A 16,410-nucleotide genomic window follows, 5' to 3' on the forward strand; every position below is an offset into this window, starting at 1 on the left:
GCGGGGTGCCGACGGGGGGCCCCGATAGCTGGCGGCACTATATTCTGCCCTCCGTGACCCTCGGTGCGGCGGTTGCGGCGGTGATGGCGCGCTTCACCCGCGCCTCTTTCGTCGATGTGCTGCACGAAGACTATATGCGCACCGCGCGGGCGAAAGGGGTCAGCGAGACGCTGGTGGTGCTTAAGCACGGCCTGCGCAATGCGATGATCCCGGTGGTGACGATGATGGGACTGCAGTTTGGCTTCCTGCTCGGCGGCTCGATCGTGGTGGAGAAAGTCTTCAACTGGCCGGGGCTTGGCCGGCTGCTGGTGGATTCGGTCGAGATGCGCGACTATCCGGTGATTCAGGCGGAAGTCCTGCTGTTTTCGCTGGAATTTATTCTTATCAATTTAGTGGTGGACGTGCTGTACGCCGCCATTAACCCGGCTATCAGGTACAAGTAAGGTGCGATTGCTCAACTGGAGAAGGCAGGCGGTTATCAACGCCATGCCGGGGATCAAACCCGGTCAGATACGTACGCCGTGGCACGAGTTCTGGCGGCGCTTTCGCCGTCAGCCGGTGGCGATGGGCGCCGGCGTGTTTGTGCTGCTGCTGATCGCGGTAGCCGTCGTGGCGCCGTGGGTAGCGCCATTCGATGCGGAAAACTACTTTGACTACGATCGCCTCAACGACGGCCCGTCGGCGCTGCACTGGTTCGGCGTCGATTCGCTGGGCCGGGATATCTTTAGCCGGGTGCTGGTCGGGGCGCAGATTTCGCTGGCGGCGGGGGTGCTGGCGGTGCTGATCGGCGCGGCAATCGGCACCGTGCTCGGGCTGCTGGCCGGCTACTATGAAGGCTGGTGGGACCGGATAATAATGCGCATCTGCGACGTGCTGTTTGCGTTCCCGGGGATCCTGCTGGCGATCGCCGTGGTGGCGGTCATGGGGAGCGGGATGTCGAACGTGATCATCGCGGTGGCAATCTTCTCCATTCCGGCGTTTGCTCGCCTGGTACGCGGCAATACGCTGGTGCTCAAGCAGCAGACCTTTATCGAGTCGGCGCGCAGCATCGGCGCCAGCGACGCGACGATCCTCTTTAGCCATATTCTTCCCGGCACGGTGTCGTCAATTGTGGTCTATTTCACCATGCGGATCGGGGTGTCGATCATCTCCGCCGCCAGCCTCTCATTCCTCGGCCTCGGCGCGCAGCCGCCGACCCCGGAGTGGGGAGCGATGCTCAACGAAGCGCGAGCGGACATGGTGATGGCGCCGCACGTGGCGCTGTTCCCGGCGATCGCTATTTTTCTGACGGTGCTGGCGTTTAACCTGCTGGGGGACGGCCTGCGCGATGCGCTGGATCCGAAGATAAAGGGGTAGGGTGGGGGAGTTTTCCCGGCCGGGCTACTCTCATATGTAGTCCGGCCGAACCGCGTAAAACCGGGTCAGCGCATAACGTGTTCCCGACGCTCAACAAACCGTAACTCAGGCAGTGAATGCCGTGGCTCGCTCTTTTTCTGCATTGCGTTCAGTACGGCAAGAGCAAGCTCGCTGCCGAGCTGCTGGTAGGGAATTTCAAAACCAGTGGGTTTGGTGGGTAAAAAAGAGGACATATCGCTGCTGAATACGCCGGCAAAAAAAGCAAGATCCCAGCCATGTTGCTGTGAGTAAGCGCTGGCGCCTAATAGCTGCAGGTCACTTAGGAAAACGACATAATCCGGAGGCGCGGTCAGGGTGTGAAAATATTGTAGCGCCTCATAACCTGATGCTTCGCTAATTTCACCGTAGTAGACGTAGTTGTCGTTGACTGGAATATCGTGCAGGCTTAGCGCATCGCGCCACGCGCGGGCAAATATATCCCCCTGAGCGCTTTGTCTGCCAAGAGTGACCAGAGCGAAATTTTTGTAGCCGGCTCGTTTCCCGCGCTCAATAGCCACTTTTGCGACATAAGCAAAATCAAGGTCGACCCAGTTAAATTCACCTTGCAGAGTATGGCTTCGTCCTAGCGTGGCAAAAGGGAAGGCGTGCTGATCGAGGTATTCAATTCTTGGGTCGTGAAGGGTGGTATTGGTCAGGATGACCGCATCCGCTTTTCGCTGTTCGATAATTTTCTGTAGCCAGAGCCGTTCATCTTCATCATCAAGCGCCAGGTGCAGGATGGTATCAATATCTTGCTGGCGAAGCTGGGCTTGCAGTCCGGCAGCGACGCGCATGAAGAAGGAGGCGGTATAAAAATTATCGCCATCTCCCGAAGGCAGCAGCAACGCGACGGTATTGACCTTGCCTTTCCGTAAGTTACGTCCTGCGGCATTGGGCAGATAGCCATAAAGCGTTGCCGCTTCACGCACTCTTTGCTGGGTGGCTGCACTGACTTCAGGATGATTGTTTAGCGCACGAGAAACGGTAGCGATAGAAAGATTCAATTTTTTCGCTAATGCCTTGATATTCATTAATTTCCTTTCTATTGCATATGGACGATATCGCTGAATTTATATCGCGGACTGTTCAATTTATCTCTCTGGGACATTATCCACAATAATATATCATGATAACGATAAACGCGTTTAAAAATAAATCGCGGATCACAAAAGCGTTTATTTGTATTTAAGTTGATAGTTTTCATCATTGACATGTTGTGGAATATTGACCAGGATCGGAAACGTTTCCGGAATCATGCTTGATATTTTCAGAGGTGAACATGAATACGTTGAAGATCAAAGGTAATATATTATATTGGACCTGGAATGGGCAGTATTTGAAAATAATTCCATGGGGTGAGAATAGCCTTAGGGTTATTTCTGGATGGCAACCTGACGACGTCATTACAACGGATTATGCGTTGCAGGATGCGCCAGAATTTGTACCTGATTTTTATCAGGGGGAAGATGAAATAACGATTACCAATGGGAACATCCGGGCACGAGTGGATATACAAGGACGAATAACATTTTTTAATCATAAAGGGGAATGCCTGCTGGAGGAACTCTGGCGGCAGCGTGACAATGGCGAGCATTTTTGGGATATAGGAACACAGCCGCAAAAGAAAATTAGTGCGCTGAAAATATCGGCCAGAGAGTGTAAGCCGCTGGCAGGGAATGCATTTGAAGTTAATGTCAGATTTGAAAGCAACCCGGATGAAAAAATATGTGGAATGGGTCAGTATCAGCACTCCTTTATCAATTTAAAAGGGTGTGCCATTGAGCTGGCGCAGCGTAATTCACAAGCCAGCGTACCGTTCATGGTATCGAGTTTAGGTTATGGATTTTTATGGAATAATCCTGCCATTGGTGACGCTATATTTGCGAATAACGAAACCCGCTGGCATGCGCAAGCCGCGGCGCGTATTGACTACTGGATTACGGCTGGCGATACGCCGGGGGAGATTGTTCGTCAGTATGCCGCCGTCACAGGGAAACCGCCGTTAATGCCCGAGTTTGCACTAGGCTTATGGCAATCAAAACTGCGCTATCGTACGCAGGAAGAGTTGCTGACCGTCGCCCGACGGTACCGGGACGAAGGGATCCCATTAGCGGTGATTGTCGCCGACTTCTTCCATTGGCCGGTTCAAGGTGACTGGCGATTTGATGAGCGTGAATGGCCCGACCCGGCTGCAATGACCGACGAGCTCCGCGAGATGGGAACCGAGCTGATGGTATCCGTTTGGCCAACGGTTGATGTACGCAGTGAAAATTATGCGCAGATGAATGAACGCGGATTTTTAGTCAACACCCGTAAAGGGCTCAATATTAACTTTGATTTTCTCGGTAATACGCGCTTCTTAGACCCAACGCATCCTGACGCGCGAAAATTTGTCTGGCAGCTCTGTAAGAAAAACTATTTCGATCGAGGTGTTAATCTTTTCTGGCTTGATGAAGCTGAGCCTGAGTACGGTGTTTATGACTTTGATAACTATCGCTACCACATTGGCTCCACTCTGGAAGTGGGGAATATCTACCCACTCAACTATACCCAGACGTTTTATGAAGGATTACGCGACTCAGGTCAGCAAAATCCGGTGAATCTTGTTCGTTGTGCCTGGGCGGGAAGCCAGCGCTATGGCGCACTCGTTTGGTCTGGCGACATCCACTCTTCGTTTGAATCTATGCGCAACCAGATTTGCGCCGGACTCAGTATGGGGATGGCTGGCATTCCCTGGTGGACAACGGATATCGGTGGATTCCACGGCGGGAATGTTAACGATCCCGGATTCCATGAACTGCTGATTCGCTGGTTTCAGTGGGCGGTGTTCAGCCCGGTGCTTAGGATGCACGGTCATCGCGATCCTATTATTGAGCCAGAAATTCCGTATCGTGACGGTATTGCGCAGTGTAATAGTGGTGCCGGGAATGAGCTGTGGAGTTTCGGGGAGCCAACGTTCGAGATCCTGAAAAAATATACTGCCTTACGCGAAGCTCTACGTCCGTACCTGCGCCAACTGATGGGCCAGGCACACGAAAGCGGTGAACCGCTGATGAGACCGATGTTTTATCATTATCCGCAGCAGCAGAATAGTTGGGCCGTGACCGATCAGTATCTGTTTGGCGCAGATGTGCTGGTGGCTCCCATCGTCAATGCCGGGCAGAATTCCCGCTCGGTGTGGCTGCCGGAAAATGAGTATTGGGTCGATGCGAACAGCGGGGAACGTTATCGCGGTGGAGTTAACGTCACCGTGGCTGCACCGCTCTCCGTACTGCCGTTATTTGTTCGGGAAGGGGCTGATGTGCTGCCGATTCTGACTTCGGATCGGGGGATGGGAAAATGAGTGATTTCCTGGATGCAGGACGTTCAGATGTCCCTCCGACGGCCCTGGCCCGCTTAACCGTCGCTGAAAAAATAAGCTATGGCTTAGGCGACGCTGGCGGAACGATCGTTACTGGGCTTATTTCCAATTTTTTGACTTTTTTCTATACAGATATTTTCGGATTGACGCCAGCGATAGTCGGCACCTTATTTGTGGTGCTACGTATTATTGATGCTATCTCCGACCCGTTGATTGGTATTGTTGCCGACCGCACGTCGACAAAAATGGGGCAATTTCGCCCCTTTATCCTGTGGACGGCGATACCGCTGGGTTTGATTGCGTTTTTAACATTCAGCGTCCCCGATTTAGCGTATCAATGGAAAATTGTTTATGCGGTACTGACCTATTTTGCGCTGTCCGTGCTTTATTCACTAAACAACGTTCCGTATTGCGCGCTGATCACCAAAATTACCGCGAATCCGCTTGAGTTAGTGTCATGTCAATCGTGGCGTTTTGCGCTCTGTGGTATTGCGGGATTTGCCGTCTCGGTCGGTTTACCCGTTATGGTGAAATACTTCGGCGGCGACAGCCAGGCGCAGGGCTATCGTTGGGGTGTGGGGATATTGGCGTTCTTTGCCGTGGTAATGTTCCTGTGCTGTTTTTATGGAGTAAAAGAGCGCGTTACCGCGCGGAGTCAGCATACTTTTAACTTAAAGGAGAGCCTTAAAAGCATCCGCCACAACGATCAGCTGCTGCTGACGTTTGTGATGTCGCTGCTTATTATTAGCATCTTTAACACCAAGGGCGGGGCGGCGATGTATTTTATCACCTATGTCCTGCATGGTGATGCGGCCTATACCTCTCTGTTTTTTGGATTGGCGACGCTGGGAGGTATTATTGGCTCAATATTGGTGCAGTATCTGACGCGAGTTTTTGAAATCCGGCGAATCTATTTTTGGGTTAACGTCGTGCTCGGCCTCGCGCATTTTGCCGTATGGTTCGTCCCCGGCGATGCGACTACGCTATGGCTAATTCTGGTTTTTCTTTGCTGTCTGGTGCTGGGCTTTATACTGCCGATGCATTTTACGCTGGTGACCTTCGCTGATGCCTATGGAGAGTGGAAATCAGGACGTCGTTCCTCGGGGATGAACTTTGCCTTTAACCTGTTTTTCGTCAAGCTTGCCTGGGCGCTAGCGGGCGTGATTATCAGCGTGACGCTGATGGCGGTGTCCTATCAGTCGGGTATGGAGAACCAGACGCCATCATCGATTGCCGGAATCACCTTGCTATCAACAATCATACCCGGCTGCCTGCATTTACTGTTGGCCACAACGGTCATTTTTTTCCGGATTGATAATCAAATGGTTGCCAGGATGGATAAGGCGGCGGGGCGTTGAGAATTCCCGGCGTCGAGCTGCGCGACGCCGGGGAAGTTAGCGGAAACTAAACCCGGTTACCCCACAGATCGTACTCGTCGGCGTGCTCAACTTTGACCCGCAGCACGTCGCCCGGTTTGACCTTCGTTTCGCCGTTCAGATACACCGCGCCGTCGATTTCCGGGGCGTCGGCCATGCTGCGGCCAATGGCGCCTTCTTCGTCAACTTCGTCGATCAGCACCATGATTTCGCGGCCAACCTTCTCCTGCAGACGTTCGGCGGAGATCTGCTGCTGCAGCTGCATAAAGCGGTTCCAGCGCTCCTCTTTCACCTCTTCTTCTACCTGATCCGCCAGCTCGTTGGCGGTTGCGCCATCGACCGGGCTGTATTTAAAGCAGCCGACGCGGTCAAGGCGGGCTTCTTTCAGGAAGTCGAGCAGCATCTGGAAATCTTCTTCCGTTTCGCCTGGGAAGCCGACGATAAAGGTCGAGCGCAGGGTCAGGTCAGGGCAGACTTCACGCCACTGCTTGATGCGCGCCAGCTGGCGATCGGCGGAGCCCGGGCGTTTCATCATCTTGAGGATCCGCGGGCTGGCGTGCTGCAGCGGGATATCGAGATACGGCAGGATTTTACCTTCCGCCATCAGCGGGATCACGTCGTCAACGTGCGGGTAGGGATAGACGTAGTGCAGGCGCACCCAGATGCCCAGCTTCGCCAGCTCTTCGCACAGGCTGACCATGCTGGTTTTTACCGGCATACCGTCGTGGAAACCGGTGCGATGCTTCACGTCAACGCCGTAGGCGGAGGTGTCCTGAGAGATAACCAGCAACTCTTTCACCCCGGCGTCGGCCAGGCGTTTGGCTTCTGACAGCACTTCGCCGATCGGACGGCTCACCAGATCGCCGCGCATGGACGGAATGATGCAGAAGGTGCAGCGGTGGTTACAGCCTTCGGAGATTTTCAGGTAAGCGTAGTGGCGCGGCGTCAGCTTAACGCCCTGTTCCGGCACCAGGCTCAGGAACGGATTGTGTTTCGGCTTCGGCGTGTAGTGGTGAACGTGCTCGAGAACCTGCTCGTAGCTGTGCGGGCCGGTGATCTCCAGCACTTTCGGGTGAACTTCGCGGATCTGGTCGACTTTTGCGCCCAGGCAGCCGGTAACGATCACCTTGCCGTTTTCTTTTAAAGCTTCGCCAATCGCTTCCAGCGACTCCTGAACGGCGCTATCGATAAAGCCGCAGGTGTTGACGATAACCATATCGGCGTTTTCGTAGGTCGGAACCACGTCATACCCTTCGGTGCGCAGTTCGGTCAGAATGCGTTCTGAGTCTACAAGGTTTTTCGGACAGCCAAGGGAGACGAAGCCGATCTTCGGCTGGTGCGTTACATTGCTCATAGATTAAAAAGTGTTCAATTATTGGAATGGTCAGGGCAGGGATTCTACAGAGGTTGGCGGGAAAATTGTACTGGTATCTCCGTTTTCGCCATCGGGCGGGCGATCTTTATCGCCGGCCGTTTCCCGGGAAGCCAGGGGCGGCTAAAGACGCGGTATAAAAAGTGATTGAGCATCGGTTTAGATGTTCTGTGCTAGCGTTATGCTTTTCTTTTCAGGTTATCCGTTTGCCGTTTTCTGAGTTTGTTCATGTTTAAAAAACGCAGTTGTATATTAGGTATTTCAATGATGGCCGCAGGGCCAGGGTATGCCGGGGAGCTTAATTTATATTCGATAAATACCGGTTCGTATGTCTATCACCTGACGGGAAATCATGGCCAGTATAACGAACATTTTAATAATCAGTTTCTGTCAGTAGAACGAAAGTTTTCGCCGGATTCCAGATATAGCGCGTTAGCCGGGACGATGAAAAATAGTTTTGACGATCGCTGCCTGTCGCTGGGTATGAGAAGAGACTGGGTTTCAGGCCAAAGCGGCTGGACGTTTAAGGGAGTATATGCCTACACCGGGGAGTTCTTTTTTAAAGCTTTCAGCCACTGCGGCGACTCGGGGGCCTACCGGACGGCGAAGAAGTTAACCGGCGTAGGCTTCTCACCCTATGTTTATCATGGCCTGCAATATAACTTTACGGATTATTTTGGCGTTGAAGGTGGAATTATTATTCCGGCGATTTTCGTTATGAGCGTTCAGTGGAGTTTCCGCTAAGCGGTATTATCCCCAGTCGCATATGATAATATTATTTCGGCTTGCGCACTGCGGCCTGTTTAGCCGTATGTCGGGTAGGTCGTCCTTTTTATTATCTAATGGGTAGCAGCTGCAAAGTAGCAAAATAGAGCAGAGTATCAGCAAAGCGCGGAGCATATATTGGTCCTGAAAGTGAGCGCCGGGCGTTGATATCTGGCGTCATCCATGACCACCGCAGAATATCCTGTGATAAGGCGGGCATGCCCGGTTATACCGATACAACAGTTCGGCAACTTACCGGCCCTGGTCGCTGCCCGAACTGCCTTTATACGTCGGGATTAAAGATTGCCGTACAGGCTAATCAGCACATTAATGTGTACGGTGAGCGCCAGCATAATCAGCATGGCGATAAGAAACACAATCCCTAATCGCAGCACCCCGATCTTTTTCTCATTGCTGCTTAAATCAGGACAATGACGGATTTTTTTCCTCTGATACAAATACATAAGGCAGAGGGCGACGTAGATAACCGGTGACAGAATATGCAGATAACTGTATGACCAAAGTAATAATTCACTGGTGCCCATCGCAATGAGCCAGACGAGGATAAATATCATGCTGCTTTCCGTAATAGACAGAAGTTTGGCGTGTTATTTTCTTTTGAAGAAAAAGTAAACTGAAAAAATGACATCGAAGAAAATCCACAGGCCGCTAAGAAACAGGATGTGCTTGAATGCGCTAATCCAGAAGGTCGTGTCGCGCATAATTCGGCTATCCGCGAAGGGAGCCGCAGAGCTAAAATAGAGCACGTAAACGCTGACGGACAGCATCAGCACGTTCATGATGATAAATAACGTAAACACGATGCTGCCAGCGCGGCTTTTCTTACTAGTCTTAAGTTTCATATTTTCTGTCGTTGTCAGTGGATGAACAGGTTAAACGTCACCGGCTGATTTTATACCGCAGGTGATATCGGCTTATGGCGTTGCTTATTTTCCTGGCGTTATTTTTCCACGCCGGCGGCGGTCTCAACCCTACAGGTCCCGCGGAAAGGCCCGTGGATTTATCTCTGAAGCCTGATGCCGGTCGCTAATTTTAGCGTGGGGTATAGCAAAAGAGCCACCATGATGCGTGATTTTCTCTGAATCCAGGGGGTGAATAAAAATAAAAATGAGTGCTGACAGCACAATTATCATCATCATTATTTTCATAAGAACGCCGGGGATAGTTTATGAGAATGCATATTCTGCGGCGCGGCGTCGGGTATGTATAGTGTAAAAATAGTTTTTCGGTTTCCGTTTGCTATCCATTTAGCATATTGTCCGAATAATGGGCGGATGTTAAATGAAAATAAATCACTATTTATATAATTGTTAGCATCGGTGCCAATGAGATATTTAAAGGCCGGCTGAATATATCCGCTGATATCGGCAGGCGCTAGCGGATGTTCGTTTATTATGTCCCCGGCCCGCTCCCTGTTTTTCGCCGGCCGCGGGGCGACCTCGCCAGCTGATGGCGCAAGGCGCCCCGGCAGACGCAGCGTTTCGACAAATTTAAACATTACCGCAACATTGTAAATGATGTTAATTAACCGGGAATTATTGACCTCGCGCATGATTTTGCGCAAAAAACGACCATATTATAATTAGGGTAATGGATGACAGAGGAGGAACCCTGATGACCGTTGACAGACTGTATCGTAACCTTTTGAATAAGCTGATTAATGCCAACATTGATCTCGACGCTTATCTGCAGCTTCGCAAAGCTAAAGGCTATATGTCAGTCAGCGAGAATGAGCATCTGCGTGATAACCTGTTTGAGCTTTGTCGTGAACTGCGTGAAGGCGCGCCGCGATTGCAGCACGCCGTTACGCCGGAGGAAAGGGAAGCTCTTCGTCTTGCGGGTGAAGCCGTTGCTTCCGCGGCGGTTTGCCTGATGAGCGGGCATCACGATTGTCCGTCTTACATTGCGGTTAACGTAGAGACGCTAGAACGCTGCCTGGCGGGCTTGTCGCTAAACATTCATAAACTGAATGCATCAGCGCCAACGACCCGCGCCTGAACTCAGGGGGGCACGCCCCCCTGCTTAATGTTATGTAAAACTCCTCCTGCCGATCCCCTGCGCTGGCTACCCTTATCCCATTGCTGATAAAAGGAGTTCGCCATGCGCCAGACCGTAGCCCTGATAACCCTTGCCGCTCTGCTGTTACCTGCCGCCGCCGTCGCCGCCCAGAAGGTGCGCGTCGAGGTCCTGCAAAATAAGCTCGACCATCCGTGGGCGCTGGCGTTTCTCCCCGACCGGCAGGGGATACTGATCACCCTGCGCGGCGGCGAGCTCAGGCTTTGGCGCCAGGGAGAGGGGCTGTCGCCGGCGATTGCCGGCGTGCCGAAGGTGTGGGCCAGCGGCCAGGGCGGACTGCTCGACGTGGCGCTGGCGCCGGACTTTGCCCACTCGCGCAGGGTGTGGCTGAGCTACGCGGAGGTCGGGAAGGACGGCAAGGCGGGAACCGCGGTAGGATACGGTCGCCTGAGCGAGGATCGCCGGCGGCTGGAGAATTTCCGGGTAGTGTTTCGCCAGCAGCCGAAGCTCTCCACCGGCAACCACTTTGGCGGACGTCTGGTATTTGACGGTAAGGGGCATCTGTTTATCGGCTTAGGGGAGAATAACCAGCGGGCGACGGCCCAGGATCTCGATAAGCTGCAGGGCAAGGTGGTGCGTTTGACCGAGGCGGGAGAGGTTCCGGCGGATAATCCGTTTGTCGGCCGCGCCGACGCCAGGCCGGAGATTTGGGCCTACGGGATCCGTAACCCGCAGGGGATGGCGATCAATCCGTGGAGCGATACCCTGTGGCTCAACGAGCACGGCCCGCGCGGCGGGGATGAGATTAACATCCCGCAGAAAGGCAAGAACTACGGCTGGCCGCTGGCGACGCACGGCATAAATTACAGCGGTCTTCCTATTCCGGAAGCGCAGGGAACGGCGGTGGACGGAACCGAAGCGCCGCTGTTCGTCTGGAAAACCTCGCCCGCGGTGAGCGGCATGGCCTTCTACGACTCGGCAACCTTCCCCCAGTGGCGGCACAAGCTGTTTATCGGCGCGCTGAAGGACCAGTCGCTGATTGTCCTCGACGTCAAGGGCGATAGCGTCAGCGAAGAGGCGAGGATTCTGCGCGATCGCGGCCAGCGTATACGCGACGTTCGCGTCGGACCCGATGGCTATCTGTACGTCCTGACCGACGAATCCAACGGCGAACTGCTGAAGGTCAGCCCGCAGAGCTAGCCTCAGGTGACCGGGATAGCCACCACGCTGCGCCAGGCCTGGCGTTCGCTAATCTGCTGATACCAGCGCTGCAGGTGCGGGCGCGGTTGCCAGGTCGTGACGATGCTCATCAGGTTGTAGACGAACGGCGCAACGGCGATATCGCCGAGGCCAAATGATTCGCCGGAGAGCCACGGGAACGCCGCCAGCTCGTCGTCGAGGATGGCGAAGAGCGCTTCACAGCCGGCGATACCGGCGGCAATCGCTGCAGGATCGCGTTTCTCCTCCGGCGTTCTCACCAGCCCCATCAATACCGGGCGGTGGGCGGGAGAGAGCGTGCCGTTGGCCCAGTCCATCCACTTGTCGCCCTGCGCCCGCTGGACCGGATCGTCAACCCACAGGCGGTTTTGCCCGTACTGCGCCGCCAGATAGCGGATAATGGCGTTCGACTCCCACAGCACAAGGCCATCGTCCTTCAGCAGCGGCACCAGGCCGTTCGGGTTCATCGCCAGGTATTCCGCGTCGTGATTCAGGCCAAACTCCAGTCCCGCCATAATCTGCTGATAGGGAAGGTCCAGCTCCTCCAGCACCCAGCGTACTTTCTTCACGTTAGTTGAATTGTTTCTGCCCCATAGCGTAATCATATCGGTTCCCGTCAGTTATTGAGCCGTCGTTGCAACAAGATGAGCCATTATGTTGGAATAAAGTTAATATATAGGCAATCACGATCAAAAAAATTGCTCTGTTTTCAGCAGGACGCGAGGTTATTGCGTAAACTTTAAAAACTTTACCAACTCGCTGTTTCTTTAAGATCATTTGTACGCTTTACTCACCGGCTGCTGCTGCGCCGACAGAGTGCTGCGGCATATTTTGTTTGGAAAGGATACTTGGGTGGCTCTTATGACGCATGATGCTTTTTCCCTTCGCGGCCTCGCGGCAGGCTGCGCTCTTCTCGTTCTCGTTGCACCTGCGGTACAGGCTGCAGACCAACTCCCCGACGCCCCATCAATTGATGCGCGAGCCTGGGTTCTGATGGACTACGCCAGCGGCAAGGTGCTCAGCGAAGGCAATGCCGATGAAAAACTCGATCCGGCAAGCCTGACCAAGATTATGACCAGCTATGTCGTCGGGCAGGCGCTGAAAGCGGGCAAGATTAAATCTACCGATATGGTGACCGTCGGCCGCGATGCCTGGGCCACCGGCAACCCGGCGCTGCGCGGCTCGTCGGTGATGTTCCTCAAGCCGGGTATGCAGGTCTCGGTTGAGGACCTCAATAAAGGCGTCATCATTCAGTCCGGCAACGACGCCAGCATCGCGATTGCTGACTACGTCGCGGGCAGCCAGGACGCGTTTGTTAGCCTGATGAACGGCTATGCGCAGAAAATGGGCCTGACCAATACCACCTTTATGACCGTCCACGGCCTCGATGCGCCGGGCCAGTTCAGCACCGCCCGCGATATGGCGCTGCTGACCAAAGCGATGATTCACGACGTGCCGGAAGAGTACGCCATCCATAAAGAGAAAGAGTTTACCTTCAATAAGATCCGCCAGCCGAACCGCAACCGCCTGCTGTGGAACGCCAGCCTCAACGCCGACGGCGTGAAAACCGGCACCACCGCCGGCGCGGGCTATAACCTGGTCTCCTCGGCAAAGCAGGGCGATATGCGCCTGATTGCCGTGGTGCTGGGGACCAAAACCGACCGTATTCGCTTCAACGAGTCAGAAAAGCTGCTGACCTGGGGCTTCCGCTTCTATGAAACCGTGACGCCCATTAAGCCGGACGCCACCTTTATCACCCAGCGCGTGTGGTTTGGCGACAGCAGCGAAGCGAAGCTCGGCGCGGGTGAAGCCGGCTCGATTACCATTCCGCGCGGCCAGATGAAGAACCTGAAGGCCAGCTATGCCCTGAAGGATACGCAGCTGACGGCGCCGCTGACCAAAGGGCAGGTGGTAGGGACTATCGACTTTAAGCTCAATGACAAAACCATTGAGCAGCGCCCGCTTATCGTGATGGAAGCGGTCAACGAAGGCGGCTTCTTTAGCCGAATGATGGACTTCGTGCTGATGAAACTGCACGGCTGGTTCGGCGGCTGGTTCTCGTAATCCGCCGGTCGCGCCCTGCGGGGCGCGATCAGTACAGCAGTGAAATCTGTTTTTGCTTCGCCAGCGCCAGCAGGTCGTCGTCCGGACAGACGTCGCTGGCAATCACGTCAAAACGCGATAAATCGCCCATCCTCGCCGGCCTGACCTTGCCGAATTTGCTGTGATCCACCACCAGCACGTGGTAGCGCGCGCTGCTCATCGCCCAGTGCTTAACCGGCAGCTCCTCGAGGTTATAGCAGGTCGCTCCCTGCTCGCAGTCAATTCCCGCCGCCGAGTAGAAGGCGATGTCCGGGCACAGATGGCTCAGGGTATCCTGCAGGCTCAGCGGTTTAAAAATCGCGTTGCTGGCGTGAAACTCGCCGCCGCAGAGGATGGCCCGACAGTGGGGCTTTTCCTGCAGCGCAAGAAAGGTATTCAGCGAATAGCAGACGCCGGTAAACGGCAGGGCGTTATCAATCGCGTCAATGATCCACGGCGTGGTGGTCCCGCAGTCAAAAAAGGCCATCTGGTGGGCTTCAAGCAGGCCGGCTGCGTGGCGGGCGGCGCGGCGTTTTTCATCCACCAGGCGCGTCTTCTGGTCGCTAAGCAGGTAGTGCGTGGCGCTGCGCGGCTCGAGGACGATGTAACCGCCCAGCAGGACAACGGGTCCATTATGGCCGTTCAGGTCGCGACGAATGGTCATTTCAGAAACGCCAAGCAGCGCTGCGGCTTCTTTTAAGTGAAGCTTATCGCTGCGCTTGAGTGCCTGAATAAGCTGGCTGATGCGTTCATCACGACGTGTTTCCATAATCCCTCTAGGCTGAAATCGCCCTGCGTTGGCAGGGCGTCAGTGGGCAATTTTACCTGCCGGAGGGGGGTTAGTCACGCGTCGACAATTCGCGCCGAACGAGGGGACCGCCCGGCGCGGGCTATTCGCGGACCCAGCCTTTGCGGATCGGCAGGGAGAAACAGAGGCGGTACAGGCGCTGCAGGTATTGATAGAGCGGACGGCCGACGCTGTGCCACAGCAGCTGCGCGCCCAGGCAGCCGCACATGGCGGTCAGCAGGCCGCCGAGCATGTCCAGCGGCCAGTGCACGCCGAGATAGACCCGAGACCAGGCGATAGCCGCCGCCGCGGCCAGCAGCGCGGCCCCGGAGCTCAGCCGATGCCAGAATAAGAAGGCCAGCGCGAAGGTAAAGCTGATGGTGCCGTGGTTGCTTGGGAACGAATTATTCGGCGAGTGGTGCAGGAACTGATAGCCGACGTCGGCGGCAAAGGGGCGCTCGTGGGGGAAGAGAAGGCCGAATATCCACGACAGCGTCAGGCTTATTGCCAGGGCCAGCATCACCTTAAATACCAGCTGGCGCCGGTTCGGTCTCCACAGCCACAGCGCGGCCGTCAGTAGAGGAACAATCAAAATCAAATCTTTGGCGATCAGGGTAGCCAGCGTAATTGCCCACGAGGGTGAGGCGGGCGTGGCGTTGATCGCGGCGAACAGCGCGTAGTTGATATTTTCCAGCATTCTTTCAGGCTCTTGGGGTCCGATAACAATAAGCCGCCCACCTTATGAGACGGTGGCGATGAAATAAAGCAGTATTGTCTTAATTATCAGCTTGTTATGATTAATTTTTGGGCTGGCATCTTTGCTAACACGCCGGCTGCAATGAGTATAAGGCCTGTAACCTAATTGAAATATAAACGAAATATAGACAGGGATAATAAAAATTGCGCAGGGCGGGGGACAGAAGAAAGGTTGTGCTATTTTTTTAATTGTCACTCACAATTCACTATCTCCCCGGCAAGACTTTCATTAAACTTTGCGCGATTTTTTATAAATAAGAGATTTCATGCAGAATTATTCGCTTTCAGGCAAACGCCTCGGACGGCAGGCGCTACTCTTCCCGCTGTGCCTGGTTTTATACGAATTCTCCACCTATATCGCCAACGATATGATCCAGCCGGGCATGCTCTCGGTGGTCGCCGAGTTTCAGGTCGGTAATGAGTGGGTTCCAACGTCCATGACCGCCTACCTGGCGGGCGGGATGTTTTTACAGTGGCTGCTCGGCCCGCTGTCGGACCGTATTGGTCGCCGCCCGGTGATGCTGACCGGCGTTGTGTGGTTTATCGTCACCTGCCTGGCGACGCTGCTGGCCCAGTCCATCGAGCAGTTCACGCTGCTGCGTTTTTTACAGGGCATCAGCCTCTGCTTTATCGGCGCGGTTGGCTACGCGGCGATTCAGGAGTCGTTTGATGAGGCGATGTGTATCAAAATCACCGCCCTGATGGCTAACGTCGCGCTGATTGCGCCGCTGCTCGGGCCGCTGGTCGGCGCGGCATGGGTCCACATCCTGCCGTGGGAAATGATGTTCGTGCTGTTTGCCGTGCTGGCGGCCATCGCCTTCTTCGGGCTGCAGCGGGCGATGCCGGAAACCGCCACCCGGATGGGCGAGAAGCTGTCGATGAAAGAGCTGGGCCGTGACTACGGCCTGGTGCTGAAGAACCTGCGCTTTGTCGCCGGGGCGTTGGCCACCGGTTTTGTCAGCCTGCCGCTGCTGGCATGGATTGCCCAGTCGCCGGTCATTATTATCAGCGGTGAGCAGGCGACCAGCTATGAGTACGGCCTGCTGCAGGTGCCTATCTTTGGCGCGCTGATTGCCGGTAATCTGGTGCTGGCGCGGCTGACCTCCCGCCGCACGGTGCGCTCGCTGATTATTCTCGGCGGCTGGCCGATTATGTTTGGCCTGCTGCTCTCCGCGGTGGCGACGGTGGTGTCGACCCACGCCTATCTGTGGATGACCGCCGGGCTGAGCGTCTACGCCTTCGGAATTGGTCTGGCTAACGC

The 16,410-nt window shown here is 54.8% G+C and carries 17 protein-coding genes; 9 read left to right on the top strand and 8 right to left on the bottom strand.

The genetic code is table 11. From position 1 onward, the window contains the following. Window positions 1-443: ABC transporter permease subunit (locus tag PFH44_RS17110; protein ID WP_283825623.1), on the top strand; the 443-nt coding region annotated here is incomplete at its 5' end. 1 nt (window position 444) lies between these two features. After that, window positions 445-1,356 (top strand): glutathione ABC transporter permease GsiD, encoded by a 912-nt coding sequence (gene gsiD / locus PFH44_RS17115; protein WP_045854591.1) that lies wholly within the window; start codon window positions 445-447, stop codon window positions 1,354-1,356. 65 nt (window positions 1,357-1,421) lie between these two features. Here the strand turns inward: gsiD and PFH44_RS17120 are convergent, their stop codons facing one another. Beyond that, complete coding sequence (locus PFH44_RS17120) at window positions 1,422-2,426, bottom strand: LacI family DNA-binding transcriptional regulator (RefSeq protein WP_283825624.1); 1,005 nt, start codon at window positions 2,424-2,426, stop codon at window positions 1,422-1,424. Window positions 2,427-2,674: 248 nt separating this feature from the next. Between PFH44_RS17120 and PFH44_RS17125 the strand changes: the two genes are divergently transcribed. Then, window positions 2,675-4,738 carry a glycoside hydrolase family 31 protein gene (locus PFH44_RS17125; RefSeq protein ID WP_283825625.1) on the top strand — a complete coding sequence of 688 codons (2,064 nt, stop codon included), beginning with the start codon at window positions 2,675-2,677 and terminating at the stop codon, window positions 4,736-4,738. Beyond that, entirely contained in the window at window positions 4,735-6,114 is a 1,380-nt protein-coding gene (locus PFH44_RS17130) for an MFS transporter (protein WP_283825626.1), read from the top strand. Before PFH44_RS17125 ends, PFH44_RS17130 begins: the two co-directional genes overlap by 4 nt. A gap of 46 nt (window positions 6,115-6,160) precedes the next feature. Here the strand turns inward: PFH44_RS17130 and rimO are convergent, their stop codons facing one another. After that, window positions 6,161-7,486 (bottom strand): 30S ribosomal protein S12 methylthiotransferase RimO, encoded by a 1,326-nt coding sequence (gene rimO, locus PFH44_RS17135; RefSeq protein WP_283825627.1) that lies wholly within the window; start codon window positions 7,484-7,486, stop codon window positions 6,161-6,163. A gap of 282 nt (window positions 7,487-7,768) precedes the next feature. Here rimO and PFH44_RS17140 point away from each other — a divergent pair, with 282 nt between their 5' ends. Continuing rightward, window positions 7,769-8,248, top strand: a complete 480-nt coding sequence (locus tag PFH44_RS17140) for a hypothetical protein (RefSeq protein WP_161795671.1) — start codon at window positions 7,769-7,771, stop codon at window positions 8,246-8,248. 317 nt (window positions 8,249-8,565) lie between these two features. Here PFH44_RS17140 and PFH44_RS17145 read toward each other — a convergent pair whose 3' ends face one another. The 3 genes from PFH44_RS17145 to PFH44_RS17155 all read right to left on the bottom strand — a co-directional run bounded on the left by PFH44_RS17145 (window position 8,566) and on the right by PFH44_RS17155 (window position 9,842). Further along, window positions 8,566-8,844 carry a hypothetical protein gene (locus PFH44_RS17145; RefSeq protein WP_283825628.1) on the bottom strand — a complete coding sequence of 93 codons (279 nt, stop codon included), beginning with the start codon at window positions 8,842-8,844 and terminating at the stop codon, window positions 8,566-8,568. A 33-nt stretch (window positions 8,845-8,877) separates the two neighbouring features. Further along, window positions 8,878-9,132: a hypothetical protein gene (locus PFH44_RS17150; RefSeq protein WP_283825629.1), complete on the bottom strand. Its 255-nt coding sequence runs from the start codon at window positions 9,130-9,132 to the stop codon at window positions 8,878-8,880. A 302-nt stretch (window positions 9,133-9,434) separates the two neighbouring features. Next, entirely contained in the window at window positions 9,435-9,842 is a 408-nt protein-coding gene (locus tag PFH44_RS17155) for a hypothetical protein (protein ID WP_283825630.1), read from the bottom strand. Between the two features lie 62 nt (window positions 9,843-9,904). Here PFH44_RS17155 and bssR point away from each other — a divergent pair, with 62 nt between their 5' ends. Continuing rightward, a complete protein-coding gene (bssR, locus tag PFH44_RS17160; protein ID WP_045854597.1) occupies window positions 9,905-10,288 on the top strand; it encodes a biofilm formation regulator BssR in 384 nt (127 codons plus the stop codon). A gap of 102 nt (window positions 10,289-10,390) precedes the next feature. Continuing rightward, complete coding sequence (locus tag PFH44_RS17165; RefSeq protein WP_283825631.1) at window positions 10,391-11,506, top strand: PQQ-dependent sugar dehydrogenase; 1,116 nt, start codon at window positions 10,391-10,393, stop codon at window positions 11,504-11,506. Between the two features lie 2 nt (window positions 11,507-11,508). On the opposite strand, the gene PFH44_RS17170 is transcribed toward PFH44_RS17165, so the two are convergent. Then, window positions 11,509-12,129: a glutathione S-transferase family protein gene (locus tag PFH44_RS17170; protein ID WP_283825632.1), complete on the bottom strand. Its 621-nt coding sequence runs from the start codon at window positions 12,127-12,129 to the stop codon at window positions 11,509-11,511. 256 nt (window positions 12,130-12,385) lie between these two features. Here PFH44_RS17170 and dacC point away from each other — a divergent pair, with 256 nt between their 5' ends. Continuing rightward, complete coding sequence (dacC, locus tag PFH44_RS17175) at window positions 12,386-13,588, top strand: serine-type D-Ala-D-Ala carboxypeptidase (RefSeq protein WP_045854600.1); 1,203 nt, start codon at window positions 12,386-12,388, stop codon at window positions 13,586-13,588. Window positions 13,589-13,616: 28 nt separating this feature from the next. On the opposite strand, the gene deoR is transcribed toward dacC, so the two are convergent. Next, window positions 13,617-14,375, bottom strand: coding sequence for a DNA-binding transcriptional repressor DeoR (gene deoR, locus PFH44_RS17180; protein ID WP_045854601.1), 759 nt, complete (start codon window positions 14,373-14,375; stop codon window positions 13,617-13,619). Window positions 14,376-14,496: 121 nt separating this feature from the next. Continuing rightward, on the bottom strand, window positions 14,497-15,090 hold the full coding sequence (gene ybjG / locus PFH44_RS17185; protein WP_283825633.1) for an undecaprenyl-diphosphate phosphatase: 594 nt from the start codon (window positions 15,088-15,090) through the stop codon (window positions 14,497-14,499). 325 nt (window positions 15,091-15,415) lie between these two features. Between ybjG and PFH44_RS17190 the strand changes: the two genes are divergently transcribed. Continuing rightward, a partial coding sequence (locus tag PFH44_RS17190; protein WP_283825634.1) for an MFS transporter occupies window positions 15,416-16,410 on the top strand: 995 nt, incomplete at its 3' end.

Origin of the sequence: Klebsiella sp. Ech2A, from assembly GCF_030078455.1 — a bacterium.
GTDB lineage: Bacteria > Pseudomonadota > Gammaproteobacteria > Enterobacterales > Enterobacteriaceae > Klebsiella > Klebsiella terrigena.